Source organism: Pseudomonas anatoliensis (assembly GCF_017976235.1).
GTDB lineage: Bacteria > Pseudomonadota > Gammaproteobacteria > Pseudomonadales > Pseudomonadaceae > Aquipseudomonas > Aquipseudomonas anatoliensis.
This window is the reverse complement of record NZ_JACVHC010000004.1, coordinates 200,145-223,674: the sequence shown is the minus strand read 5'-3', so window position 1 is coordinate 223,674 and position 23,530 is coordinate 200,145. Positions and strand designations below refer to the sequence as shown.

The following is a 23,530-nucleotide window of genomic DNA, read 5'->3' as shown; positions in this document are numbered from 1 at the left end:
TCTGGAGTTTCTGCAAAGACGTCGTGCGGAAGTAGGACGCCAACTGTGGAGAATTCGCTATTCAGTATCGGACTAATCCTACATTCGGCGGGAAGTTTTCGCATTAAGCTGCCGGCGGCTAAATAGCCATCCTCATCGGGCGGCAAAAAACTGGAGCATGTTGTGAAAATTCTACGAACGAAATTGGTGCTTTTTTCTCGAGGGCCTATAACTTTTATGGCGCTTTCACCTCTGTTGTTTATCAGTCCACCCCTGATGGCATTGACAAACGTGGGAGCGGGCGAAAATGTAACTATTGTTGACAGTACGCCTGTTGATAATTATCTGGTGCGCAACGGCGGGGTGTTAAACACCGAAAATGCGCAAACCCATGAAGTGTTTGTACAGAGCGGTTCAACCATCAACGCTACAGGCGGCGCTTTTGTGGGGCGCAATCGCAATAGCGGCATTACCCTGACCAACAGTCAGGCATCACTGACCGGGGTAACGTTGAGCAGTGATGGGTCGGCGCTGACGCTGAGGCGTGAGATAGGCTCACCCACTGGTTCTTCTGCCGTGGTCACGGACAGTGTCATACGGGGCGGTAAATCGGGTGTACTGATCACTGGATTGAGTACGCTGGAACTTAACGGCGGTGAAGTCACGGGTTTGCTGGCGGACAGCGTCGGAATCGACATTTTCGCAGGCGAGGTTCGCGCCAACGGCACAACCATCAGTGGCGGCGCCAACGGTGTGCGGATGGCTGCAAGCAGTGGCAATCTGACTGACACTCTTCTGACGCTCAATGGTGCCACGCTGGAAGGACGGGAGTCGTCGGCCATTCTCGTTCAGGAAGGCGTTCAGGCACAGATCAGCGTTCTGAATAACTCGCAACTACTGGCTGGCAACGGCATTCTGCTCGATGTTCAAGATGCATCGGCGGCGGCCATGACGGTTATCGGCAGCGCGTTACAAGGCAATATCAACGTTGCTGGCGGCAGCACTGCCAATCTCACCTTTGATCAGAGTTACATGACGGGCGACGTACTGGTCGATGACAGCTCGAAAGCCAGCCTCACTCTGGACAATCATTCGCAGTTCACCGGTCGCCTGGACAATGTCGCCAGCGTCATCCTGGATAATTCTTCCCAGCTCACCGGCCAACTGGACAACGTTGACAGTGTCACTCTGCAAAATCATTCGCAGCTCTCCGGTCACTTGAGCAATGTCGACAGTGTCATCGTGGATAATTCTTCACGGCTCACCGGTGACCTGGAAAATATCGGCAGTGTCACTTTGCAAAATCGTTCAGAGCTCTCCGGTAACCTGGAAAATGTTGACAGCGTCACCCTGGATAATTCTTCGCAGCTCTCCGGTCGCCTGGACAATGTCGACGTCCTCGCCCTGGATAATTCTTCACAGTTCACCGGTCACCTGGACCATGTCGACAGCGTCACCCTGGACAATTATTCACAGCTCACCGGTGACCTGGAAAATGTCGGCAGTGTCGCCCTGCAAAATCATTCACAGCTCACTGGTGACCTGGAAAGTGTCGACGGCGTTACCCTGCGAAATCGTTCACAGCTCACCGGTCGTCTGAACAATGTCGACAGCGTCACCCTTCAAGATCATTCCCAACTCACCGGACGCCTGGACAATGTCGGCAGCGTCAATATCAGCAGCAACTCGAACTGGACGATGACCGCCAACGGTTCGATCGGTGCCTTGAGTCTGGATGGGGGCAGTGTCACTTTTGGCGCAGCGGATGCGCCCACTTCTTATCACCAGCTGAACGTCGGTACGCTTTCGGGCAACGGCACGTTTGTCATGAAAGGCGATTTTGCCAGCGGTGAGCGTGACTTCCTGAATGTGACGGGCGCTTCGGCGGGTGATTTTGGTCTCGCAGTGGCTGCGTCGGGGCTGGATGCAGCCTCGCCACAGCAATTGATACTGGCGCGTACCGCCACGATCGATGCGGCGCAGTTTGCCTTGGCGGGCAGCGGTGTTGTAGACGTCGGTACCTGGTCTTACAGCCTGAACAGCCGAGAGAATGACGACGGCGGCAAGGATTGGTTTCTGGATCCTGCCACCGAGGTGATCAGCCCGGGTGCGAGTTCCGTGCTGGCGTTGTTCAACACCGCACCCACCGTGTGGTACGGCGAGCTAAGTTCGTTACGCAGCCGCATGGGTGAATTGCGATTCAACGGTGGCGAGGCGGGCGGCTGGATCCGCACCTACGGCAATAAATACAACGTGGCCGCCGGGTCGGGTGTGGGCTATCAGCAACAGCAGCAAGGGTTGTCCCTTGGCGCTGATGCCCGGATCGGTGAAAGTCAGGTATTGGTCGGGGTGCTGGCGGGGACGAGCAAGTCCGATCTGGACCTGGACCGTGGCACTTCAGGCACGGTGAAAAGCTACTACGTCGGTCCGTATGTAACCTGGCTCGACAGCGAGACCGGTTACTACTTTGACGGCGTGCTCAAGTTCAACCGGTTCCGCAATGAGTCCAAGGTCAATCTCAGTGATGGCAGCCGCACCAAGGGTGACTATGACAATTGGGGCGTGGGCGCATCCGCCGAGTTCGGTCGGCACATCAAACTGGCTGACGACTACTTCATCGAGCCGTTCACACAATTGTCGGCAGTGCAGATTCAGGGCAAGCAATACACCCTGGATAACGACATGGACGCCGATGGCGACCGCATGCGTTCGTTGGTCGCCAAGGCGGGGGCCACGGTCGGGCGCAACTTCGCGTTCAATGATGGCGCCATCGCCCAGCCTTACCTGCGTGCGGCAGTCGCACATGAGTTCGCGTCGAACAACGAAGTGAAGGTCAACGACAATGTGTTCAACAACGACTTGTCAGGTTCTCGTGCCGAGTTTGGTGCGGGGGTGGCCGTCGCCCTGTCCGCGAAATGGCAAGTGCATGCCGATTTTGATTATTCAAAGGGTGAGCACATCGAACAGCCTTGGGGGGCGAATGTGGGCGTGAGGTTTAATTGGTGAGGTGCAGTTAAAGGATTGGTGTGCTGGCCTGTGACAATAAAAAACAATTTATCGGGACTTTCAAAAACCGCTGCTCTTTGACCTGAGCAGCGGTTTTTTTGTGTTGCCAATGGGGCGAACCATGCCCGCGAGCAGCAGGGGACGAAGCGGGGGGAGCAGTTAAAGGCTTCCGGATGCCGTGTCGCGACTCCTTCAGAGCGGTGTCGGTTGTCGGTGGGGCGGTTTGATTGATTAGACCTTTGCGTGGAGAGTTGCACACCTGTCAGATCTGACAGACGCGTGATGATTTCCGATGAGTGGCGGGGCGCTTGCGGGGATTGTTGGAGAGTGACTCAACGCTTGCGCAGAGTTTTTTGCCGCAAAATGTAGACCGTGACAAGCACTGCGCTGGTCAACATGAACCCTCGCGCCCATGGGAGTGGCACCAGATAGCAAGAGAACAGAATGCTCGCCCACATCAGCCCGATCGCGTAGACCTTGCCCTTGAGTGGAATGCCGTTGCCATCGAGATAATCGCGAATCCATGGCCCGAGCCGGGGATGCTCGACCAGCCAACGATAGAAACGCGGAGAACTGCGGGCGAAACACGCGGCCGCGAGTAGCAGGAAGGGAGTGGTGGGCAAAACGGGGAGAAAAATCCCGATCACCCCCAATGCCACGCTGAGCCAGCCGATGGCCAGCAGGCAGTAGCGCAACATCAGGGGGCGGTTGCCTATGGGGTTGTCCATAGGCTGAATCTTAGTGGTGACGTGGCTTGAGGATCGCCGGTTTTTCGTCTGGCGCCTGGCACAGCAGGTACAGAGCTGTCAGGGCTTCCGGGATCTGCACGATCATGTCGTCCATCAGATTGGCGTCACTGGCGATGTCTTCGAACTCAGGCTGCTCGTCGAACAGGCCCGAACCGACCATGATCGGCAGGAGCATTTCGCTGACTTCTTCTTCGGCAGTTTCGAACCAGGCGGCTTCACGCAGGAACACGCCTTCCATGAAGCCGATGCACCAGCCGCGCAATTCCGAATCGTCCGGATCTTCGCCCAGATCCAGCTCGCACGGCAGTTCGAACTCTTCGTCGGACGCCAGTTGACGGGCGATGTGCGCCTTGAGGCCGATCAGGGTGGCTTCGATCTCGGCACGCTGAGCTTCGTCGCTGTAACGCGGCTCTTCAGCGAACAGGGCGTCGATCCATTCACGCTCCGGGACGTCTTCGGAGCAGATCGACAACGCGGTCAGGTAACCGTGGGCGGCCACGTAATCCAGCGCCTCGTCGTGCAGCTCGTCGGCGTCGAGGAAGACTTGCAGGCGGGTCAGTTGCTCAGCGAAGGACATTACGTTGCTACCTTGGGGAATCAATAATGCGGGAATTCTAGGCCTTCTTGCGTGCTCAAGCCAGCCGCATGGCATTTTTACAGGGCTGACCCCGTGTAGGAGCTGCCAAAGGCTGCGATCTTTTGATCTTGTCTTTAAAAACAGAATCAAAAGATTGTCCGATCGCGGCCCGAGCCTTCGGCAGCTCCTACAAGGGCGCAAAGAAACTGTCGACGGGTGTCGCCCTGTGCAGGGGAGGGCTCGGGTATACTGCCGCGTTTTGCGATCCCTGCCCGCACTGCGGTTGTCGTGCAATGCGTTCTTACGTTTTGTTTAAGCGGCCTTGGCGGTTCTGAACCAGCCTGAGCAGGGATGTATCGGTAGATTTTTGGAGTTTTTATGCTCGAACAGGCACAACGCGTCCTCAAGGACATCTTCGGCTACGACAGTTTCCGTGGCCGCCAGGGTGCAATCATTGAGCGCGTGGCCAGTGGCGGTGACGCGCTGGTATTGATGCCTACCGGTGGCGGCAAATCCCTGTGCTTCCAGGTCCCGGCGCTGCTGCGCGAAGGCCTGGCGGTGGTGGTTTCGCCGTTGATCGCCTTGATGGACGATCAGGTCGCCACCCTCGAAGAGCTGGGCGTGGCGGCCGCCGCGCTGAACTCTACGTTGAGTGCCGAACAGCAGCGTGATCTGGCAACGCGGATCAAGCGCGGCGAAGTGAAGATGCTCTATCTGGCGCCCGAGCGTCTGGTGCAACCGCGCATGCTGTCCTTTCTGCAAAGTCTCGACATAGCGCTGTTCGCCATCGACGAAGCGCACTGCGTATCGCAGTGGGGTCATGACTTCCGTCGCGAGTATCTGCAGCTCGGGCAACTGGCCGAGTTGTTCCCGACTGTGCCGCGCATCGCGCTGACCGCCACCGCCGACAAACGTACCCGCGAAGAAATCGTCGAACGCCTGCATCTGCAGAACGCCGAGCGCTTCCTGTCGAGCTTCGACCGACCGAACATTTTTTATCGCATCGTGCCCAAGGAACAGCCGCGCAAGCAGTTGCTGGCGTTTCTTGCCGAGCGACGCAGCGATGCCGGCATTGTCTATTGCCTGTCGCGCAAGAAGGTTGAAGAAGTTGCGACATTCCTGAGCGATCAAGGCTTCCCGGCGCTGCCGTATCACGCCGGTCTGCCCAACGAGCTGCGCGCCTTCAACCAAAAGCGTTTCCTCAACGAGGAAGGCCTGATCATGGTCGCCACCGTGGCGTTCGGCATGGGCATCGACAAGCCCAACGTGCGTTTTGTTGCCCACCTCGATCTGCCGAAATCCCTCGAAGCGTATTACCAGGAAACCGGGCGCGGTGGTCGTGACGGTCTGCCGGCGGATGCGTGGATGGCCTACGGTCTGCAAGACGTGGTGATGCTCAAGCAGATGCTGCAAAACTCTGAAGGCGACGAGCGCCACAAGCGTCTGGAGCAACACAAGCTCGACGCCATGCTCTCGCTGTGCGAAGAGACCCGTTGCCGTCGTCAGACGCTGCTGGCGTATTTCGACGAGCAGATGGCCGAACCTTGTGGCCATTGCGACAACTGCGTCGACGGCGTGCAGACCTGGGACGCTACCGAGCCTGCACGTCAGGCGTTGTCGGCGATCTTTCGCACCGGTCAGCGTTATGGCGTCGGCCATCTGGTCGATGTGCTGCTGGGCAAGGACAACGAAAAGGTTCGCAGTTTCGGTCATCAGCATCTGTCGGTGTACGGCGTAGGCAAGGCACTGAGCGAAAGTGAATGGCGCTCGCTGTTCCGTCAATTGGTTGCGCGTGGGCTGGCCGACGTCGACCACGAAGGTTATGGCGGCTTGCGTTTGAGCGACTCCTGCCGACCACTGCTCAAGGGCGAAGTGACCCTGGAACTGCGCCGCGATCTCAAACCGCAAGTCACCGCCAAGAGCGGCAGCAAGAGCCAGGCCAGCCAGCTGGTGCGCGGCGAGGAGCGCGAGCAGTGGGAAGCCCTGCGTGCGTTGCGGCGCAAACTGGCCGAAGAACACGGCGTGCCGCCGTATGTCATCTTCCCGGATTCGACACTGCTGGAGATGCTGCGCAGCCAGCCAACCTCGCTGGCGGAAATGGCCCGGGTCAGCGGCGTTGGTGCGCGCAAGCTGGAGCGCTACGGCGATGCTTTCCTCGAAGTGCTCGGCGGCGAGGTCGAGGCACCGAAAGTGGTGGCCGATGTGCGGCACGAGCTCATCACCCTGGCCCGCGCCGGCATGACCCCGATGCAGATTGCCGGGCAGTTGCAGTGCTCGGAAAAGAACGTCTACAGCATGCTCGCCGAGGCGATCGGCAAGCAGCAGTTGTCGCTGGAGCAGGCCCTGGACTTGCCTGAAGAGCTGATGGGCGAGGTGCAGGACGCATTCCTCGACGGCGAAGGCGAATTGCCGCCGGTCGCCGAAATCGCCGAACTGTTCGCCGGTCGTGTTCCGGAAGGCGTGCTGTATTGCGTGCGGGCCGCGCTGCAATCCGAGTTTGAAATGTAATTCGGGCCCGAGCCCCTCATCGGAACGCCGCCCGCCCAGCCCTCTCCCAGAGGGAGAGGGAGCCGACCGAGGTGTCTTGCGTCCGACATCGACCTGAAAGCCTGAGTCGATTACGGATTCAGTAAAGCCCTTTCAGGTCGACGAAATTCTCCAGCATCCCCCAATCAGTCCCCTCTCCCTTTGGGAGAGGGTTAGGGTGAGGGGCTTTTCAAGATGTAACGATTCAGTACAGAGCGACACTTGCCTATAGCTGCAGCTCATGCTTAGCTGACTAATAATTAGTTTTTCTCTATTACATCAGTCTAACCACGAGTGTTTTATGCCGTTAACCGATCAACACCGCTTTGGCATGCAGTTGGCCCAGATGTCCCGCGGCTGGCGTGCCGAGCTGGACCGGCGTCTGGCCGGCCTAGACCTGTCCCAGGCACGCTGGCTGGTGCTGCTGCATCTGGCGCGTTTCGCAGAAGCTCCGACTCAGAGTGAGCTGGCGCGAAGCGTTGGTGTCGAAGGCCCGACCCTCGCCCGCTTGCTTGATAGTCTGGAAAGTCAGGGGCTGGTGCAACGCCAATCCGTGATGGAAGACCGCCGGGCGAAAAAAATTGTCCTTTGTGCACCGGCTCTGCCGCTGATCGAACAAATCGAAACCATTGCTACCAAACTGCGCCACGAATTGTTCGACGGTGTCGACGAGGCGGATTTAAAGGTGTGCATGCGTGTTCACGGGCACATTCTGGCCAACCTGGAAAAATCTTGAGGCATAACCGCGCACCAGTTTTTTGAGAGATCGCACTGAGCAGACTATAAGAACTACTAGGCAATATCGTGTTCGTACCGGATGTGCGAACGCATAGAAGTCGGTTTTGCTTATTTAAGGGATGCTCATGCTCGCAAGTTGGCACATGGTACTGCGCGTTTACGCCAAGGGATTATTGGTGGCTGGCGCATTCGGCTATTCGACCTTGTCGATGGCTTTGGGGCTGGGCGAGATCTCGGTTCACTCAGCCCTCAATCAACCGCTCAAGGCCGATATCGCTCTGCTCGATGTCGGCACGCTGACGCAGAACGATCTGTCGGTGAGCCTGGCCACGGCTGAAGAGTTTGGCCGTGCCGGGGTCGAGCGGGTGTTTTTCCTCAACGACCTCAAGTTCACGCCGATCCTGCATGGCAATCGCCAGATGATCCGGGTGACCTCCAGCAAACCGGTCAACGAACCTTTTCTGAATTTTCTGGTGCAGCTCAATCAGCCCAATGGCCGCTTGCTGCGCGAATACACGGTGCTGATCGATCCGCCGGGCTCACCGGGTATCGTCCCGGCTACCGATGAGCCAGACCCGCGCGCGCAATCCTCTGCATTCCCCACCGTCGAACCCGTGAGCGCGCCACCACAGGCAGCACAGGGCAAACGCGTCATGCCTGCCGCGCCTCAAACTGCATCGACGCCATCCAACGATGCACTGGCCGAACAACTGGCCGCCAGCGTGTTGCAGAACCAGCAGTTGCAAAAGTCCCTTGATGAGCTGAACGCCAGACTGCAGGCGCAGGATGTGCAGATTGCCGACGGCAGGAAGCAGGTCAGTGATCTGCAAACACGCTTGATCGAGCAGCAAAAGGCACCGCCCGCGCCCGCAGCGACACCGGCGCCAACACCGATAACTGCCGCTGCGCCAATCGAGTCCGCAGAGGACGGTTGGAATTGGCCATTGCTCGGTGGCTTGGTGTTGCTGGGGGCATTGGCCGGGTTGCTCGTGCACCGTCGACGCCTGCAACAGCAGCAGGGCGATGCACCGATGCCGTTGTTACCGTTGCGCAATGAGCCCGATGTGGACGAAACCGATTCCTCACAAGAATCGGCCGAACCGGTCAGGACGCAGGCCTCCGCCGATCACCGTGAAGAGCCAGCGGCGGGTGATGTGCTGGAAGCCGTGGCGATTTACCTGGCCTATGGGCGCCTCGGCGAAGCCGCCGGACTGTTGCGCGATGCGCTGCACAAAGAGCCGGAGCGCACTGATCTTGGTTTGCAGCTACTCGAAGTGCTAGGGCGTCAGGGCGATAGTGCCGCGTTCGAGCAGCAGGAAAGTCATTTGCGTGAGCAGGGGGTTGGTGCACAAGCCTTGCAGGATATCCGCGCTCGGCATCCGAAGCTGTTGGGCACCGCGCCGTTGGCGGCAGTTTCATCAGCGGCGATAGGCATTGCTCCGGTCATCGTCACCGCCCCCGCGTTGCCCGAGGACAATTTCGAGTTGAATCTGGATGCGTTGTCGATGGACTCCAGTTGGGATCTGGAAGATAGCCGTCCGGCACAGGCTCAGTCCGCAACAGACGACTCCAGCTTCTCTTCCAGTTTGGAAGTGTTGCCGCAGGACTTTGACCTGCCGGAGACCGCGGCCAGTGAAGACGCGGAGCTTGAATGGATTCCGGAGCCCGAGGCGCAGCCGCTGGACGATGACTTCCTTGAAGCATTCACCGATCCGCTGCCGTCGCTGGCGTTGGAGCCGTTGGATTTACAGATGCCAGCGCCAGACGAGGCGGGGGCGGGGAAGCTCGAACAGGCGCAGACCTGCATCGATGACGGAGACATCGACAGCGCGATTGCGTTGCTCAATGAGTTGCTCAAGGACGGGGATGAGCCATTAAAGCAAACCGCGCGGACCCTTCTGGCAGGGATCCGCTGATCCCTTGTAGGAGCTGCCGCAGGCTGCGATCTTTTGATCTTGATTGTAAAAAGCAGGATCAAAAGATCGCAGCCTCGTTTCACTCGACAGCTCCTACAGGGTTTTGTCAGCAACGCTGAAACCTGTGGGAGCGGGCTTGCCCGCGATGGCAATAGTCCAGGCAACGTCCATCCTCAATCTTGATCAAAACGTCTGCCCCAGATTCAAATACACCGCCTGCTCATTCGCATCATTGAGCCCGTAACTGAAATTCAACGGCCCCAGCGGCGTATCGAAGCCGATAAATACACTCGCCGCATTGATGTAACCACTGTCGAACTCGTTGTCGTTGTTCCACGCTCGCCCACGTTCCAGCGATCCGCCGGCGTACAGCGGGAAGTCCAGCGGCAGATACGAGCGCGGTGTCAGTCTGCGGTAATACACCGCCCGCATCAGACTGATGTTCTGCCCGGAAATAGCATCCTCGCGGAACCCCGACAGCTGCCGCGCGCCACCGAGCAGGAAGCTCGACGTCACCACATTGGTGTCGTCGAGGGTACGGCCATAGCGACCGCCCAGAATCAATGTGTCCGGTCCGCGGCTCATGGCTTTATCGAATTTGAACTCCCACTGCCGATAACGCGTATCCGAGCCCAGGCTTGGGTCGAATTGCAGGAATGTCAGGCTGACGTCCTTGCCCTCATGGGGGTAGTAGACGTTGTCCAGTGAATCGTAGGAATACTTCAGCGAATAGAAGCCCTCGTTGAAATTCTCGCTGGGCAGATCCTGGTCGCCAATGCGCACATCGGCCTTGCCCCAGGCCTCACCGACGCCGAAGCGCACTTCGCCGTTATTGCCGATTTGCCGGCCGACATTCAGGGCCATGCCGTAACGCTCGACGCGGTACTGGGCGACCGGATCATTGTCGAGCACCGCATCGACGTTTTGCGCCTCGAACACCACCGACGGCGCGATGAAGTAACGCGAGCCAACGTCCAGCGGCTGATAGAACTCGCTGTACAGTTCCTGCTTGTCACCAATCTGCACCCGCGTCAGCCATTCCGCGCCGAGACGATTGATGCCGTTTTTGCGGTAACTGGCACCGAGGTTGAAAGCGCTGCTGCCGCGCATGTCGTCTGACAGGTTCAGGCCGACCCTCAGGTAATCGGTGCCACTGCGTTTGCCGCGGGCACTGATGACCAGGGTGTGATCCTGCCCCTTGTGCGCCACGCGGTACTGCACCTGTTCGAAGTAGTCGAGGCCGTACAAGGTGCCCATGTCCGAATGCAATCGACCCAGATCCAGCGGCTCGCCGATGTGTTGGCGAATGTAGTAGCGGATCACGTCGTCGTCGACTTTCGAATCGTTCTCGACCTTGATCGCGGTGATGATCGGCGTGCGTTGCCCCGGCGCGCGAGCGGCATTGAGTTCGGCGTCCTGGGACTCGGCTGGCTTGAGACTGGCGAGGCGCGCATCAAGGATTCGGGTTGCGCGATAACCCGCATCGATCATTTCCTGGGCGCGGCCGAAATCAGTCACGCCGAAGCTTGCCAGCGCCGGCTGGATCAATACGTCCGTCGGTTTCAGCGCGGCCAGTTGTTCTTCCGAGTTGCGCCGGGTCATCAGGGTGATCGACTGGTTCAGCACATCGACCACGGTGTTCAGTTGCTTACGGCTGCGTAGCGGCGTACCGATGTCGACCACGATGGCGATGTCGACACCCATTTGCCGCGCGACATCGAGCGGAATGTTGTCGGTCATGCCGCCGTCCACCAACAGGCGGCCGTCGAGTTCGACCGGCGCGAACACCGCCGGGATCGACATGCTGGCGCGAATTACCTGGGGCAGATGGCCCTTGCGAAACACCACTTTTTCGCCGTTGGCGATGTCGGTGGCCACAGCGCGGAAGGGGATCGGCAGCTTGTCGAAGTCTCGCGTGTCGCTGGTGTGAGCCAGCAAGCTTTCCAGCAGCAGTGCCAGATTCTGCCCCTGAATCACGCCCAATGGCAGGCCGAGGCTGCCGTCGTCGCGAAAGCTGAGTTTCTGTTTCACCAGAAAGTCGCGGTCATCCTGTTTGCGCCGAAACGGCACGTCTTCCCGGGGCGGCGCATCGGACAGCGCCTGCTGCCAGTCGATGCCAAGGGCGAGTTTTTCCAGTTCATCAATCTTGTAGCCCGACGCATACAGGCCGCCGACCACCGCGCCCATGCTGGTGCCGGCAATCGCATCGATCTTGACGCCTTGCTCTTCCAGCGCCTTGAGCACGCCGATGTGCGCCAGTCCACGAGCAGCGCCGCCGGACAGCACGAGGCCGACTTTCGGTCGCGGCGCTTCGCTGGCAATCACGAACAATGGAAGAAAACCAAGCAGCAGGCAGAACAGCAGACGGCGCATTGTGAGTCTCGGGGCAAGCGATAAAGCCGAGTATTATAGCGGCGCCCTCTGTCTCAGGAGTTTCATTGAACATGACTGTCGCAAAAGCAGAAGTTGTCATCACCTATTGCACCCAATGCCAGTGGCTGCTGCGCGCTGCGTGGCTGGCGCAGGAGCTGCTCAGCACCTTCGGCGACGACCTCGGCAAAGTGTCACTGGTACCGGGCACCGGCGGGGTGTTTCACATCACGTGTGATGGCGTACAGATCTGGGAGCGCAAGGCTGATGGCGGCTTTCCGGAAGCCAAGGTGTTGAAGCAGCGGGTGCGCGATCAGATCGATCCTGACCGCGACCTCGGTCATAACGACCGCCCTCAGTGAGACGCGGCTTCGGCGGCGACGGTTTTTTTGTCGGCATTGCCTGACATTCGCGCAGACACCACGATGGCGACGATGATCAGCGCACCGCCGAGCAGCATGCGTAACGTCGGGTTCTCATCGAAGAGCAGCCAGGCGATCGTGATGCCGTAAACCGGTTCCATGGCGAACACCACAGCGGCGGTGCGTGCCTTGATCACTGCCAGACTGGCAACGAACAGACTGTGCGCGACGCCGGTGCAGAACACGCCGAGCAGGGCGATCCACAACCAGTCCAGCGCGCGCACTTCGCTCAGTTGCGGCGCCGCCACCGGCAGCAGACACAAAGCCACCACGACGTTTTGACAGAGCGCTGCCTGCACCGCCGGGATTCGCCCGGAGCTGGCGCGATTGGTCAGCGACAACAGGGAAAACAGCAGCCCGGACAACACCGACCACAGCAAGCCTATGGTCGCGCCGCTACCGAGGTCGAACGCGGGGGTGACCAGCACCAGACCGACGCTCACCAGCACCACCAGCAGAATCTCATTGGCGCGGATGCGCTCGCGAAAGATCAGCCCTTCGAGAATCACCGTGAACGCGGGGAAACTGGCAAAGCCAAGCGTCGCGATGGCTACACCTGCGACCTTCACCGAAATGAAAAAACTCACCCAGTGCCCGGCCAGCAATACACCGCTGAGCACGAGACGCCGCCAGTCCACGGCCTGAATTTTCTGCCAGCCGTGCTGGCTGGCGAATCGGGCAAAAAATGCCAGCGCGATGACGGCGAAAGCGGCACGTCCAAACACAATCACGGCAGGGGACGCGGCGGCGAGTTTGCCGAACACGCCGGTCAGGCCGAACATCAAAGCGCCAATATGCAGGGCGCCGAGGGCGGTACGCGGAGTCATCGCAATCCTTCTATTTCAAACCCAGTCTCAATGTAGGAGCTGCCGAAGGCTGCGATCTGTTGATTTTGTTTTTCCGATCAAGATCAAAAGATCGCAGCCTTCGGCAGCTCCTACATATTGAAACGTGTAGAAGCCAATAAATCTGTCGGCAAACTATCGTCCTTTGTCGCCAGCCTCGCGCCGCAACTGGCCCGGCGATGCGCCAAATTCGCGCAGCACCGCGGCCGCAAATGCGCTTTGCGAGCTGTAGCCGACCCGACTGGCGATTTCGCCAATCGGCAACGCGGTCTCACGCAGCAACGCCACGGCCTTGTGCAGCCGCCGACTGCGGATGTAATCCATCGGGGTCTGCCCGCATTCGGCCATGAAACGTGCATGCAGACGCGCACTGGACAACCCGGCGACCCGCGCCAGATCGGCGACTTGAAGCGGATAAGCGGCGTTTTGCTCGATGTGCGCATCCAGCGCCGCGTAAGGGAGGCGCCGGGCGACGAGTTCGGCAGGTTGCGCATGATTGAGGCTGGCCAGCAGCAACACCGCGCCTTGCTGTGCAATCAGCGGATCGCTGACCGGGTTGTTCGCCAGCCAACTGACCAACTGGCTTTGCCCGGAATTCAGCGACAGGCGCGCAGGGTTGTCGAGCAAACGACGGCTGGCCTCGGCATGGGCTCCGAGTGAGTCCGTCAGCCATTGTCCGTCGGGGATATCCAGTACCAGACAATGGCTGCCTTGCGGACTGCCGCAAGCGTGATGAGCGCCGGATGGAATCACCACGAAACTCTGCTGACGCACCTGACTGCCACAGCCCTCGACCTCGAAATCCAGCGCACCGGACAAGCCGAACACCAGTTGCGCATGGTCGTGGCTGTGGACGATCAGGTCGTGAGTGTAATGACGCAGGGTGAGGATCGGTCGCATGGCAGGTCGTCTCCGAAGTGACCGACAGTCTACACCGACGCCCCCTGAGTACGTTGTCACAGGACTGACTCGCGCCTGTCATGGTCGATTAACCCGCCCGGTGCACTCTTGCGAAAACATCGCAGAGGGTTGCCCATGACCAGCGCCGAGCTCGCCAGACCCAGCCGCAAACAACGGGTGCGAACCTTGTGGATTTCCGACGTGCACCTGGGCACGCGGGATTGCCAGGCCGAGCATCTGTCGCAATTTCTCAAGGGCTATCACGCCGACAAGGTTTATCTGGTCGGCGACATCATCGACGGCTGGAAACTGCGCGGCGGCATGTACTGGCCGCAGGCACACACCAACGTGATCCGCCGCTTGCTGACCATGAGCAAGCGCGGCACCGAGGTGATCTACGTCACCGGCAATCACGATGAATTCCTGCGGCGTTACTCGAAGCTGATTCTGGGCAATATCCAGTTGGTCGACGAGGCCGTGCACGTCACGGCGGACGGTCGCCATTTGCTGGTGATACACGGTGACCAGTTTGATGTGATCACCCGCTATCACCGCTGGCTGGCCTTCCTCGGCGACTCGGCCTACGAAATTACCCTGACGCTCAATCGCTGGTTGAACCACTGGCGCGCGCGATATGGCTACGGTTACTGGTCGTTGTCGGCGTACCTGAAGCACAAGGTGAAGACGGCGGTGAGCTTTATCAGTGATTTTGAAGAAGCCATTGCCCATGAATGTGTGAAGCGCGAGTTGCACGGTGTGGTGTGCGGGCACATTCACCATGCCGAAATTCGCAAGGTCGGCGAGGTGGATTACCTTAACTGCGGCGATTGGGTGGAGTCGTGCACGGCGCTGATCGAGCATTGGGACGGCACGATCGAATTGTATCGACTGGCGGATGCGCAGGCGCGGGAGGCGCAGCTCAAAGCTGCCAAAGTTGCCGAACTCGCCTGAAAAGCAAAAGATCGCAGCCTTCGGCAGCTCCTACAGGGGGACACATTCCAATGTAGGAGCTGCCGAAGGCTGCGATCTTTTGATCTTAGGCCGTGGTGTGTTCTTCCATCGCCGCCTTGTAGATCGAATTCTTCGGCTGGGCAAACAAACGCTCCATCATCGGCTCAAAGAAGCTCAACGGCAGCGTGTCGTACTCCGGATCAAACGCCGCCGCATCGTATTTGGCGCAAAACTCGGCGGTCGCCTGAAACTGCGGGTGCTCCTTGAACTGCTCGCGCAGATGCCGATCCATGCCCAGATGATGAAAGAAGTAGTAACCCTGAAACACCCCGTGTTTCTCGACCATCCACAGGTTCTCGGCACTGACGAACGGCTTGAGAATCGCCGCCGCAATGTCCGGATGGTTGTACGAGCCTAACGTATCGCCAATATCGTGCAGCAGGGCGCAAACCACATATTCCTCGTCACGGCCATCGCGAAAGGCGCGGGTGGCGGTTTGCAGCGAGTGGGTCAGGCGATCCACCGGGAAACCGCCGAAATCACCTTCGAGTAATTTCAGGTGGGTGGTAATGCGTGCTGGCAACTGTTTGGCGTAGGCGCTGAAGTCTGCGGCGATAATCGCCCAGTCTTCCTGGGTGCCATCCTGCATATGGGTGAAGCGGGCACTGGCGTTCATTGGCAATCCTCGTTGTTGCTTGTTTTTCAGAACGCCACGCGACCCAGAATCATGTCGCGGTACATGACGAAGTCGCCGAGCAGGCTGTAGAGCGGATGCTGGAACGTCGCCGGTCGGTTCTTTTCAAAGAAGAAATGCCCCGCCCACGCGAAGCTGTAACCCGCCAGCGGCAGGGCCAACAACAGCAGCCACGCGCCTTTGGCGATGGTCAGCGCGAGAATGAAAATAACCAGGGTCGTGCCAATGAAATGCAGGCGACGGCAGGTGCTGTTGCTGTGTTCGCTGAGGTAATACGGATAGAACTCAGCGAAGCTGTTGAATTGTTTGATGTTTTCCACGACTGCGTTCTCTGTGGTTATTGTTCTGGCGACGAGTTGTGCTGCGGGTAGCTTATTTGAGTCTAGAGTGAACATTGGTGTGGGCCAGTGACAATCGGCGCCACTTTAGTATCCTTCGCAAATCAGGCCGTAGCATGCGGCCCCTCATGTAAAAGAAAAACACCATGAGCGAACGAACGACTTCTGCAAGCTGGGCGATGGGGATTGTCAAAGCATTGGAGATGGACGGCCTGGATTGCCGGGTTCTGTTCAAGCAACTGGGGCTTGATTACTCGGCTCTGGATGATCCGGATGCGCGTTTCCCGCAAGACTCCATGACCCGGCTCTGGCAACGGGCGGTGGAGGTATCCGGCAATCCGGCCATCGGTCTGAACATGGGCAAAGTGGTGCGCCCGGCCTCGTTTCATGTCGCCGGGTACGCGCTGATGTCCAGTAATACCCTGGTTGAAGGCTTTCAACGGCTGGTGCGTTATCAGCGAATCATCGCCGAAAGCGCCGACCTGAGTTTTCGTCTGCTGGATGAAGGCTACGCGCTGATTCTGACGGTGCACGGCGATCACCTGCCGCCCACCCGGCAAAGCGCCGAAGCGTCGCTGGCCTGCGCGCTCGCCCTGTGCGGCTGGCTGAGCGGGCGCACGCTGCATCCGGTCAAAGTGTTGCTGCAGGGCGATGAGCCGGCTGATCTGCAACCCTACAAACACGCTTTCCATGCGCCGCTGGTGTTCAGCGCGCCTTACGATGCGCTGATCTTCGAACGCGCTGACATGGAGGCGCCGCTGCCCACCGCCAACGAGGCCATGGCGCTGCTGCACGATCGCTTTGCGGGAGAGTACCTGGCGCGGTTTTCCGAAAGCCGCGTGACCCACAAGGCGCGGCAGGTGCTGTGTCGGTTATTGCCTCAGGGTGAGCCCAAGCGCGATACGGTGGCGCAGACTCTGCACCTGTCGCAACGCACGCTGCAACGAAGGCTGCAGGAGGAGGGCACGAGTTTTCAGCAGTTGCTCGATGACACCCGCCGCGAACTGGCCGAACAGTACCTGGCGCAGCCGAGCATGACCCTGCTGGAAATCGCCTATCTGTTGGGCTTTGCCGATCCGAGCAACTTCTTTCGTGCCTTCCGTCGCTGGTTCGACAGCACGCCCGGTGATTACCGGGCGCGGTTGGCCAAGGCGCCCAACGCCGTCAGTGACGCCAAAAGGCCGGTATACACAGTACAAACACCGTAATGATTTCCAGTCGGCCGAGCAGCATGCCGGCCGACAGGATCCACTTCGCGGCATCCGGCAGGGTGGCGAAGTTGCCCGCCGGGCCAATGGTCTCGCCAAGGCCGGGGCCAACGCCAGACACGGTGCTGGCGGCGCCGGTCAGCGCGGTCATCCAGTCCACGCCCAGCAGCGACAGGAGCAGGGCGATCACGCAGATGGTGATGGCGAAGAAGAACGAAAACGTCAGAATCGAACGCACGATCTCTTCGTCGAGCCGGTGACCGTTGTACTTCTGCTTGATCACCGCACGGGGATGGATCAGCTGATTAAGGTTGGCCTTGAGCAGGATGTAGGCGACCTGGAAGCGGAAGATCTTGATCCCGCCCGCCGTCGACCCGGAGCAGCCGCCGACAAAACCCAGATAGAAGAACAACATCAACGAGAAGTTGCCCCACAGGCTGTAGTCGCCGAGGGCAAAACCGGTGGTGGTCAGCACTGACGTCACGTTCAGCGCCACATGGCGCAGCGCATCCAGCCAATGCAGTTGGGTCGTCCACCAGTACCAGGTGCCGAGCACCAGCCAGGTCACCAGCAACATCGCCAGCATGCCCTGCACCTGCTGATCCTTGATCAACGCTTGGCGATTGCCGCGCATCGTCGCCACGTACAGGGTGAACGGCAGGCTGCCGAGAATCATGATGACGATCGCCACCCAGTGCACCGCCGGTTGCGTCCACTTGGCCAGGGATTGGTCGGAGGTCGAGAATCCACCCGTGGAAATAGCCGACATCGCATGATTGATAGCGTCGAACAGGCTCATCCCGGCCCACCAGAACGCCAGGCTGCCGAGGATGGTGATGCCGACATACGCCCCCACGATCAGCCGCGCCACCATGTGCGAGCGGGGCATGACCTTTTCCGAGCGATCCGACGATTCGGTCTGGAACAGGCGCATGCCACCAATTCGCAGCAGCGGCAGAATCGCGACGGCCATGCCGATAAAGCCGATGCCGCCAATCCAGTGCAGCAGCGAACGCCACATCAGAATCCCGGGGGACATGTTGTCGAGGCCGTTAAGCACGGTAGCGCCGGTCGCGGTAATGCCGGACATGCTTTCAAAAAACGAGTCGGTGTAGCTGATGTGCTGAGTCAGCAGGAACGGCAGCGCGGCAAAAATACACACCACCAGCCAACTGCTGACGGTCAGCAGGTACATGTCACGCGGGCGCAGGTGAATGTGTTCCGGACGACCCGGAATCACCAGTGCGAGGCCGGCAACGAAGGTGATCATGCTCGCCCAGAGGAACGACGGCAGATCGCCGGTGCGGTCGAAAATCACCAGGGTGGCCATCGGCACGACCATGGCAATTGCCAGAGTGATCAGGAAGATGCCGATGATGAAACCAATGATCCGTAAGGTCGGCAACGCCATGAAGTCTGCTCGGGCTGATAGGGGAAGGGCGCCATTCTACCCGTGGGGCAGGGCATGTAAACCGGCATCCTTTTGGCAGATACCGCTAGAATAGCCGCATATTTTTTTCAGGAGGTGGCCGATGCAGGCTCTCGACGCTTTGCTCAACCGTGTTTCCGTTCCACGACTGGTCGAACCGGCCCCCACCGCGCAGCAGCGCGAAGCCCTGTTTGCCGCCGCGTTACGTGCGCCGGATCACGGGCACTTGCAGCCGTATCGCTTTTTGACCGTCGAAGGCGCTGCGCGCGAGCAGATGGGCGAACTGTTGGCTGAAGCTGCGCAAAAGCAGGAAGGCGAAATCACCGAAGCCATGATCGACAAGGCGCGCAACGGCCCGCTGCGTGCGCCGCTGGTGGTTGTGGTGATCGCCAAACTGCAGGAACACGTCAAGTACCCGAAGGCCGAGCAGTTGCTGGCAGCCGGGTGTGCGGCTCACGGGATTTTGCTGGCGGCGTATGCGCAGGGGATTGGTGCAGTCTGGCGCACCGGGGATCTGGCGTATTCGCAGCATGTAGCGAAAGGCTTGGGGTTGGTAGAGGGCGAGGAGGTGATTGCGTTCCTGTACCTCGGCACACCGCAGAAAGAGCCGCGGGTGGCGGAGAAGGTTGATCTGGCCGAGTTTGTCAGCGCTTGGCCTGCCAGTTCCTGACACACCCCGATCATCTGTAGGAGTGAGCCTGCTCGCGATCGCGCTGTTTCAGTCACCTTTTGTACGGGCTGACACACCGCAATCGCGAGCAGGCTCACTCCTACAGGTTTTAATCAGGGCTGGACGACAGCGCCCGGCACCAACGGCAATTCCAGACTGGCCACAAACCCGCCGTCAGGATGATTGGCCAGCACCAGACTTCCGCCATGCCGCTCCGCCGCACGCCGTGCAATCGCCAGGCCCAGCCCATGACCCGCCGCCGTCTGCCCCGGCGCTCGATAAAACGGCTCACCCAACTGACTCAGGTGTTCGGCCTGAACCCCCGGGCCATGATCGCGCACACTGACCACAATCCGCTCACCCTGACGCGAGGCCTGCATTTCAATCGGCTGACCCTGCGGATTGAAGCGCTGCGCATTGCGTAGCAGGTTGTCCACGGCGCGCTCGATCATGGTCGGCCAGCCTTTCAGACTCAACTGCGGCTCGATATCCAATCGTACGGTCTGTTCCGGCGATGCCAACTGCGCATCCTTTTGCAGGGCGCTCAGCAACGTATTCAAATCCACGTCTTCAGCGCTGGCGTTGTCGGCATCGACCCGTGCGAGCACCAGAATTTCACTGATCAGCGCTTCCAGGCGATCGCACTCGCGGGTCAGTCGGGGCCAGAGTTTTTCGCGTTCTTCAGGATTGGCCCGTTCTGCCAGTGCCAAGGCAATTCGCAGCCGCGCCAGCGGAGAACGCAGTTCATGAGAGACGTCGCGCAACAACTGACGCTGACTGCCGATCAGGCTTTGCAGGCGCGCACCCATGCGGTTGAAGTCGTTGGCGAGGACGCCGAACTCATCTCGACGGTTGGCCAGTTTGGCCAGGCTGTTCTGCTGATAAGTAGCCTGCCCCAGATCATGCACCGCGCCGCGCAAACGGCTGAGCGGACGTGTGATGGAGAAAGTCACCAGCAAGCTGAACAGGGTCAGTACCACCAGCGCAATGCCCAGCGCACTCAATGGCCAGAGCAGGCTTTCGCGGTGCCAGGAGTCGAGTTCGGGGTGTGGGATGCGGTAGATGAACAGGTAGGTGTCACCGGTTTTTTCACTGGTGAACTCATCGGTCAGGCGCCGCCACGGCAGGCGTCGGTCATCGTTGTTCTGGCGGGCTTCGAAGGCTGCGGCGCGACGGGGAAAGGTACCGCGCACCACCGGGTCCCCGCTTTCGTTCAGCACTTGAACGTCGATGTGGTACTGGCGTTTGCGTTGCTGGAGGATGTCCTGAGCGGCTTCTTCGCCTTGTGCTTCGTAGCTCTGCGTCCACTCAGCCGCGAGGGTGTTGAGGCCCGGATGGCGACTGAGGATCCACGCGTCCTGATTGAGCATGTGCCCCAACAGAATGGACAGCCCGGCAACCAGAGCAATGGCCAGCCAGAAGCTTGCGAGAATACGCCAGAACAGTGACCGCACAGAAAATCCTCAATCAAACGCGTAACCCCTGTAGGCGCTGCGGCACGCTGCGATCTTTTGATCTTGTTTTTCAAAAGCAGAATCAAAAGATCGCAGCGTGCCGCAGCTCCTGCAGGGGGCGGATGTGAACAGGCCCGACGGTGTTAGCCGTCGGGCCTGTGGTTAAAACATTATTGCGCTTTTTGCGGCTGTTGCGCTTTCCACGCCTTGAACTCAGCCCATTCGGCGCGACGCTCGGCCTTTTTCTTCTGAATCTCGTCGAATTTCTTCTGTTGATCCGGTTTCAGCACGGCGCGGACATCGGCCTCGGCTTTCTTGTGATTGGCCGCCACCTCGTCCTTCATGGCTTTCTGGTCAGCCGGCGAGAGTTTTTCCAGGTACTTGTCGACCACTTGCTTACGCTCGTGCATCTGCTCGCCCATGATCTTGCGGATCTGCTCGCGTTGTTCGCGGGACAGGTCGAGTTGGCTGTACGGGCCTTTGCCGTGCATGCCGTGCATCTGACCGCCGTGGCGTGGGCCGTCGAGCGGGCCACCCATCGGACCGCCGTCTTGCGGCATGGCCATGGCGACGGTTGGCAGAGCGGCAGCGAACATCAGAGCGATAAGAGTCTTGCGCATGGTGTATCTCCTTGTCTCGTTCCCGGTACGTTCCGGATGAGTTCAGATTACGCAGATCAAGGTCAGCGGCGGTCAGCGCTATGTAAAGCTTGGGTAAACACGATTTGTCATCAGCCTTACAAACATCCCCCTGTGTAGGAGCTGCCGAAGGCTGCGATCTTTTGATTTTGCTTTTCACAAACAAGATCAAAAGATCGCAGCCTTCGGCAGCTCCTACAGGGGACGTCGTTTTATCGAGCATCCTCGTTTGTGGAGGTCAGAGGCAGTAGAAGTAACCGCGGCTGCGCAGGGCAACGATGCGCGGGCGACCGTCGGGGTGCGGGCCGATTTTTTTGCGCAGGTTGCTGACGTGCATGTCGAGGCTGCGGTCGTACAGGGTCAGCTTGCGGCCGAGGGCGATCTGCGCCAGTTCCTGTTTGTCCAGCGGCTCGCCGGGTTGCTTGAGCAACGCTTCGAGCAGACGGCTTTCGGAAACGGTGAGGGTCAGTTCTTTCTCGTCGATGCTGACCACGCCGCGCACCGGGCTGAAACTCAAGTCGCCCAGCTCAAGCTGCGTCGACACGGCGGCCGGGTGGCTGCGGCGCAGTACGGCGCGCAGGCGAGCGGTCAGCTCACGCGGATCACACGGTTTTGCCAGGTAGTCGTCAGCGCCCAGTTCCAGACCGAGGATCCGGTCCAGCGGTTCGCCACGGGCCGAGAGCATCAACACCGGCAGATCGGCGTGATCGTTGCGCAATTGCTTGAGCAGTTCCAGACCGCTGCCATCGGGCAGCATCACGTCCAGCACCACTGCCGCCGGGGCCGCTTCGGCCAAGGCCTTGCGGGCGCTCTGGCCATCGTGGCAGGCACGTACCTGGAAGCCTTCCTGGCTCAGCCAACTGCTCAGGAGCTCACACAGCTCCTGGTCATCATCAATAATTAACAGCTCGCTCATGACTCACTCAATTTAACCATTGCCGACGTTTTCGGCTTGCGCCACTGGCAAAGATACCGCAGAGCAGCGCCAATAGCGCTACTCCGGCGCCAGTGACGAACCACTGCTGCTGATCGGTCAACAAGCGCGGCAGCGGGCTGGCCTGGGCTTCCTTGAGTTGCAGCTTGAGGCGCTGGTTCTCTTGGCGCAACCGGGCGAACTGAGCGCTTTCACGTTGGTTGTCGGCATTTTGCAGTTGTTTGCTCAGTTCTTCCCGCTGCTGCTCGCTTGTTTTGAGGCGCTGTTGCAACTCGGTGATCTGGCTGCCGGCACTTAATGACAATGGCGTGGAGCTGCCGCCTTCGGTGGTTTCATCACCATGGGCGGGCGCCATGATCGACAACGTGACCAACATCAGACACAACGGACCCTTGCGCATCGCGACACCTGTTTCCAAATGGATATTGGGCAGGTTGTCGGCAGGCAAACGAGAATAATGAGCGATTGAGAGCTGCAGGAACCAGGAAGGTTCATTGCGCCGGAGCAGACGTGTTTTTGGTGCTGGTGATTTTGTGATGCAGGGGGCTTGGCAGGGCAAGGGACTTGGGGGTGCAGGTGACTTTGTGGTGCAGGTGACTTGGTGGTGCAAGGGAATTGATGGTGCAGGTGACTTTGTGGCGAGGGGATTTATCCCCGATGGGCTGCGAAGCAGTCCTGAAAAAGGAGTATGCGGTGTGTCAGGCACACCGCATCGAATGGCTTTTGGGGCGGCTTCGCCACCCATCGGGGATAAATCCCCTCACCACAGGAATCCCCTTTGCAACAGGGCTCTCCCTTGCCAAAGGAATCCCCTTTGCAACAGGGCTCTCCCTTGCCAAAGGAATCCCCTTTGTCACAGCAATCCTGTAAGGGCCTGACTCAGCGTTAGGGCAGGACTTGCTTGAACGGCTTCACGACCACGTTGGCATAAACGCCTGCCGCGATGTACGGATCGGCATCTGCCCAGGCTTGTGCGGCGCTCAGGGAGTCGAACTCGGCGACGATCAGGCTGCCGGTGAAACCCGCTGCGCCTGGATCATTGCTGTCGACGGCCGGGTGCGGGCCGGCCAATACGATGCGGCCCTCGCCCTTGAGCACTTGCAGGCGTTCCAGATGCGCAGGGCGCGCGGCCAGGCGAGCTTCCAGTGAATTGGCGACGTCGGTGGCAATGATGGCGTAGAGCATG

21 protein-coding genes are annotated in these 23,530 nt (G+C 59.5%); 8 read left to right on the top strand and 13 right to left on the bottom strand.

Annotated elements, in window-relative coordinates; translation table 11 throughout:
* The first annotated feature begins 162 nt into the window (after nucleotides 1–162).
* Entirely contained in the window at nucleotides 163–2,985 is a 2,823-nt protein-coding gene (locus tag ICA16_RS14590) for an autotransporter outer membrane beta-barrel domain-containing protein (RefSeq protein WP_338049935.1), read from the top strand.
* Between the two features lie 332 nt (nucleotides 2,986–3,317).
* Here the strand turns inward: ICA16_RS14590 and ICA16_RS14585 are convergent, their stop codons facing one another.
* Together ICA16_RS14585 and ICA16_RS14580 are read right to left on the bottom strand one after the other, a co-directional pair.
* Nucleotides 3,318–3,713 carry a YbaN family protein gene (locus ICA16_RS14585; RefSeq protein WP_210700873.1) on the bottom strand — a complete coding sequence of 132 codons (396 nt, stop codon included), beginning with the start codon at nucleotides 3,711–3,713 and terminating at the stop codon, nucleotides 3,318–3,320.
* 10 nt (nucleotides 3,714–3,723) lie between these two features.
* On the bottom strand, nucleotides 3,724–4,311 hold the full coding sequence (locus ICA16_RS14580; protein ID WP_150602977.1) for a UPF0149 family protein: 588 nt from the start codon (nucleotides 4,309–4,311) through the stop codon (nucleotides 3,724–3,726).
* A 378-nt stretch (nucleotides 4,312–4,689) separates the two neighbouring features.
* Here ICA16_RS14580 and recQ point away from each other — a divergent pair, with 378 nt between their 5' ends.
* The 3 genes from recQ to ICA16_RS14565 all read left to right on the top strand — a co-directional run bounded on the left by recQ (nucleotide 4,690) and on the right by ICA16_RS14565 (nucleotide 9,491).
* Nucleotides 4,690–6,819 carry a DNA helicase RecQ gene (recQ, locus tag ICA16_RS14575; RefSeq protein WP_150602976.1) on the top strand — a complete coding sequence of 710 codons (2,130 nt, stop codon included), beginning with the start codon at nucleotides 4,690–4,692 and terminating at the stop codon, nucleotides 6,817–6,819.
* Nucleotides 6,820–7,138: 319 nt separating this feature from the next.
* Nucleotides 7,139–7,573, top strand: coding sequence for a MarR family transcriptional regulator (locus ICA16_RS14570; RefSeq protein ID WP_150618563.1), 435 nt, complete (start codon nucleotides 7,139–7,141; stop codon nucleotides 7,571–7,573).
* 127 nt (nucleotides 7,574–7,700) lie between these two features.
* A complete protein-coding gene (locus ICA16_RS14565) occupies nucleotides 7,701–9,491 on the top strand; it encodes a motility hub landmark protein FimV (RefSeq protein ID WP_210700872.1) in 1,791 nt (596 codons plus the stop codon).
* Nucleotides 9,492–9,674: 183 nt separating this feature from the next.
* On the opposite strand, the gene ICA16_RS14560 is transcribed toward ICA16_RS14565, so the two are convergent.
* Nucleotides 9,675–11,864, bottom strand: coding sequence for a patatin-like phospholipase family protein (locus tag ICA16_RS14560; protein ID WP_210700871.1), 2,190 nt, complete (start codon nucleotides 11,862–11,864; stop codon nucleotides 9,675–9,677).
* A gap of 71 nt (nucleotides 11,865–11,935) precedes the next feature.
* Here ICA16_RS14560 and ICA16_RS14555 point away from each other — a divergent pair, with 71 nt between their 5' ends.
* Nucleotides 11,936–12,223: an Rdx family protein gene (locus ICA16_RS14555; protein WP_210700870.1), complete on the top strand. Its 288-nt coding sequence runs from the start codon at nucleotides 11,936–11,938 to the stop codon at nucleotides 12,221–12,223.
* Here the strand turns inward: ICA16_RS14555 and ICA16_RS14550 are convergent.
* Nucleotides 12,217–13,110 (bottom strand): DMT family transporter, encoded by an 894-nt coding sequence (locus ICA16_RS14550; RefSeq protein WP_210700869.1) that lies wholly within the window; start codon nucleotides 13,108–13,110, stop codon nucleotides 12,217–12,219. The genes ICA16_RS14555 and ICA16_RS14550 overlap by 7 nt on opposite strands.
* Before the next feature lie 153 nt (nucleotides 13,111–13,263).
* Complete coding sequence (locus ICA16_RS14545; protein WP_210700868.1) at nucleotides 13,264–14,028, bottom strand: helix-turn-helix transcriptional regulator; 765 nt, start codon at nucleotides 14,026–14,028, stop codon at nucleotides 13,264–13,266.
* 135 nt (nucleotides 14,029–14,163) lie between these two features.
* On the opposite strand from ICA16_RS14545, the gene ICA16_RS14540 reads away from it, so the two are divergent.
* Nucleotides 14,164–14,979, top strand: coding sequence for a UDP-2,3-diacylglucosamine diphosphatase (locus ICA16_RS14540; protein WP_150602970.1), 816 nt, complete (start codon nucleotides 14,164–14,166; stop codon nucleotides 14,977–14,979).
* Nucleotides 14,980–15,064: 85 nt separating this feature from the next.
* Here the strand turns inward: ICA16_RS14540 and ICA16_RS14535 are convergent, their stop codons facing one another.
* Nucleotides 15,065–15,655, bottom strand: a complete 591-nt coding sequence (locus ICA16_RS14535) for an HD domain-containing protein (RefSeq protein WP_150618568.1) — start codon at nucleotides 15,653–15,655, stop codon at nucleotides 15,065–15,067.
* A gap of 26 nt (nucleotides 15,656–15,681) precedes the next feature.
* Nucleotides 15,682–15,993, bottom strand: coding sequence for an Mpo1-like protein (locus ICA16_RS14530; RefSeq protein WP_150618569.1), 312 nt, complete (start codon nucleotides 15,991–15,993; stop codon nucleotides 15,682–15,684).
* A 164-nt stretch (nucleotides 15,994–16,157) separates the two neighbouring features.
* Here ICA16_RS14530 and ICA16_RS14525 point away from each other — a divergent pair, with 164 nt between their 5' ends.
* Complete coding sequence (locus tag ICA16_RS14525; protein WP_210553717.1) at nucleotides 16,158–17,219, top strand: AraC family transcriptional regulator; 1,062 nt, start codon at nucleotides 16,158–16,160, stop codon at nucleotides 17,217–17,219.
* Here the strand turns inward: ICA16_RS14525 and ICA16_RS14520 are convergent.
* Nucleotides 17,176–18,630 (bottom strand): TrkH family potassium uptake protein, encoded by a 1,455-nt coding sequence (locus ICA16_RS14520; RefSeq protein WP_150602967.1) that lies wholly within the window; start codon nucleotides 18,628–18,630, stop codon nucleotides 17,176–17,178. The two genes, ICA16_RS14525 and ICA16_RS14520, sit on opposite strands and share 44 nt — an antisense overlap.
* A gap of 121 nt (nucleotides 18,631–18,751) precedes the next feature.
* Between ICA16_RS14520 and ICA16_RS14515 the strand changes: the two genes are divergently transcribed.
* Entirely contained in the window at nucleotides 18,752–19,318 is a 567-nt protein-coding gene (locus tag ICA16_RS14515; protein WP_210553716.1) for a nitroreductase family protein, read from the top strand.
* Between the two features lie 113 nt (nucleotides 19,319–19,431).
* Here the strand turns inward: ICA16_RS14515 and ICA16_RS14510 are convergent, their stop codons facing one another.
* From ICA16_RS14510 to ICA16_RS14490, 5 genes are all read right to left on the bottom strand, one after another.
* Nucleotides 19,432–20,772 carry a sensor histidine kinase gene (locus tag ICA16_RS14510; protein ID WP_210700867.1) on the bottom strand — a complete coding sequence of 447 codons (1,341 nt, stop codon included), beginning with the start codon at nucleotides 20,770–20,772 and terminating at the stop codon, nucleotides 19,432–19,434.
* Between the two features lie 170 nt (nucleotides 20,773–20,942).
* Entirely contained in the window at nucleotides 20,943–21,392 is a 450-nt protein-coding gene (locus tag ICA16_RS14505; RefSeq protein WP_047300241.1) for a Spy/CpxP family protein refolding chaperone, read from the bottom strand.
* Nucleotides 21,393–21,648: 256 nt separating this feature from the next.
* Nucleotides 21,649–22,326 carry a response regulator transcription factor gene (locus tag ICA16_RS14500; protein WP_150602964.1) on the bottom strand — a complete coding sequence of 226 codons (678 nt, stop codon included), beginning with the start codon at nucleotides 22,324–22,326 and terminating at the stop codon, nucleotides 21,649–21,651.
* Between the two features lie 7 nt (nucleotides 22,327–22,333).
* The gene (locus ICA16_RS14495; RefSeq protein ID WP_210700866.1) at nucleotides 22,334–22,744 is read right to left on the bottom strand and encodes an SH3 domain-containing protein; all 411 of its coding nucleotides are present in this window, start codon (nucleotides 22,742–22,744) and stop codon (nucleotides 22,334–22,336) included.
* 485 nt (nucleotides 22,745–23,229) lie between these two features.
* A complete protein-coding gene (locus tag ICA16_RS14490; protein WP_096512859.1) occupies nucleotides 23,230–23,529 on the bottom strand; it encodes a YciI family protein in 300 nt (99 codons plus the stop codon).
* Nucleotide 23,530: the final 1 nt, after the last annotated feature.

Bases quoted from the DNA above. Each gene is read 5' to 3' on its own strand.
- ICA16_RS14585 (WP_210700873.1), bottom strand. From the start codon at position 3,713: ATGGACAACCCCATAGGCAACCGCCCCCTGATGTTGCGCTACTGCCTG.
- ICA16_RS14580 (WP_150602977.1), bottom strand. From the start codon at position 4,311: ATGTCCTTCGCTGAGCAACTGACCCGCCTGCAAGTCTTCCTCGACGCC.
- recQ (WP_150602976.1), top strand. From the start codon at position 4,690: ATGCTCGAACAGGCACAACGCGTCCTCAAGGACATCTTCGGCTACGAC.
- ICA16_RS14570 (WP_150618563.1), top strand. From the start codon at position 7,139: ATGCCGTTAACCGATCAACACCGCTTTGGCATGCAGTTGGCCCAGATG.
- ICA16_RS14565 (WP_210700872.1), top strand. From the start codon at position 7,701: ATGCTCGCAAGTTGGCACATGGTACTGCGCGTTTACGCCAAGGGATTA.
- ICA16_RS14560 (WP_210700871.1), bottom strand. From the start codon at position 11,864: ATGCGCCGTCTGCTGTTCTGCCTGCTGCTTGGTTTTCTTCCATTGTTC.
- ICA16_RS14555 (WP_210700870.1), top strand. From the start codon at position 11,936: ATGACTGTCGCAAAAGCAGAAGTTGTCATCACCTATTGCACCCAATGC.
- ICA16_RS14550 (WP_210700869.1), bottom strand. From the start codon at position 13,110: ATGACTCCGCGTACCGCCCTCGGCGCCCTGCATATTGGCGCTTTGATG.
- ICA16_RS14545 (WP_210700868.1), bottom strand. From the start codon at position 14,028: ATGCGACCGATCCTCACCCTGCGTCATTACACTCACGACCTGATCGTC.
- ICA16_RS14540 (WP_150602970.1), top strand. From the start codon at position 14,164: ATGACCAGCGCCGAGCTCGCCAGACCCAGCCGCAAACAACGGGTGCGA.
- ICA16_RS14535 (WP_150618568.1), bottom strand. From the start codon at position 15,655: ATGAACGCCAGTGCCCGCTTCACCCATATGCAGGATGGCACCCAGGAA.
- ICA16_RS14525 (WP_210553717.1), top strand. From the start codon at position 16,158: ATGAGCGAACGAACGACTTCTGCAAGCTGGGCGATGGGGATTGTCAAA.
- ICA16_RS14520 (WP_150602967.1), bottom strand. From the start codon at position 18,630: ATGGCGTTGCCGACCTTACGGATCATTGGTTTCATCATCGGCATCTTC.
- ICA16_RS14515 (WP_210553716.1), top strand. From the start codon at position 18,752: ATGCAGGCTCTCGACGCTTTGCTCAACCGTGTTTCCGTTCCACGACTG.
- ICA16_RS14505 (WP_047300241.1), bottom strand. From the start codon at position 21,392: ATGCGCAAGACTCTTATCGCTCTGATGTTCGCTGCCGCTCTGCCAACC.
- ICA16_RS14500 (WP_150602964.1), bottom strand. From the start codon at position 22,326: ATGAGCGAGCTGTTAATTATTGATGATGACCAGGAGCTGTGTGAGCTC.
- ICA16_RS14495 (WP_210700866.1), bottom strand. From the start codon at position 22,744: ATGCGCAAGGGTCCGTTGTGTCTGATGTTGGTCACGTTGTCGATCATG.
- ICA16_RS14490 (WP_096512859.1), bottom strand. From the start codon at position 23,529: ATGCTCTACGCCATCATTGCCACCGACGTCGCCAATTCACTGGAAGCT.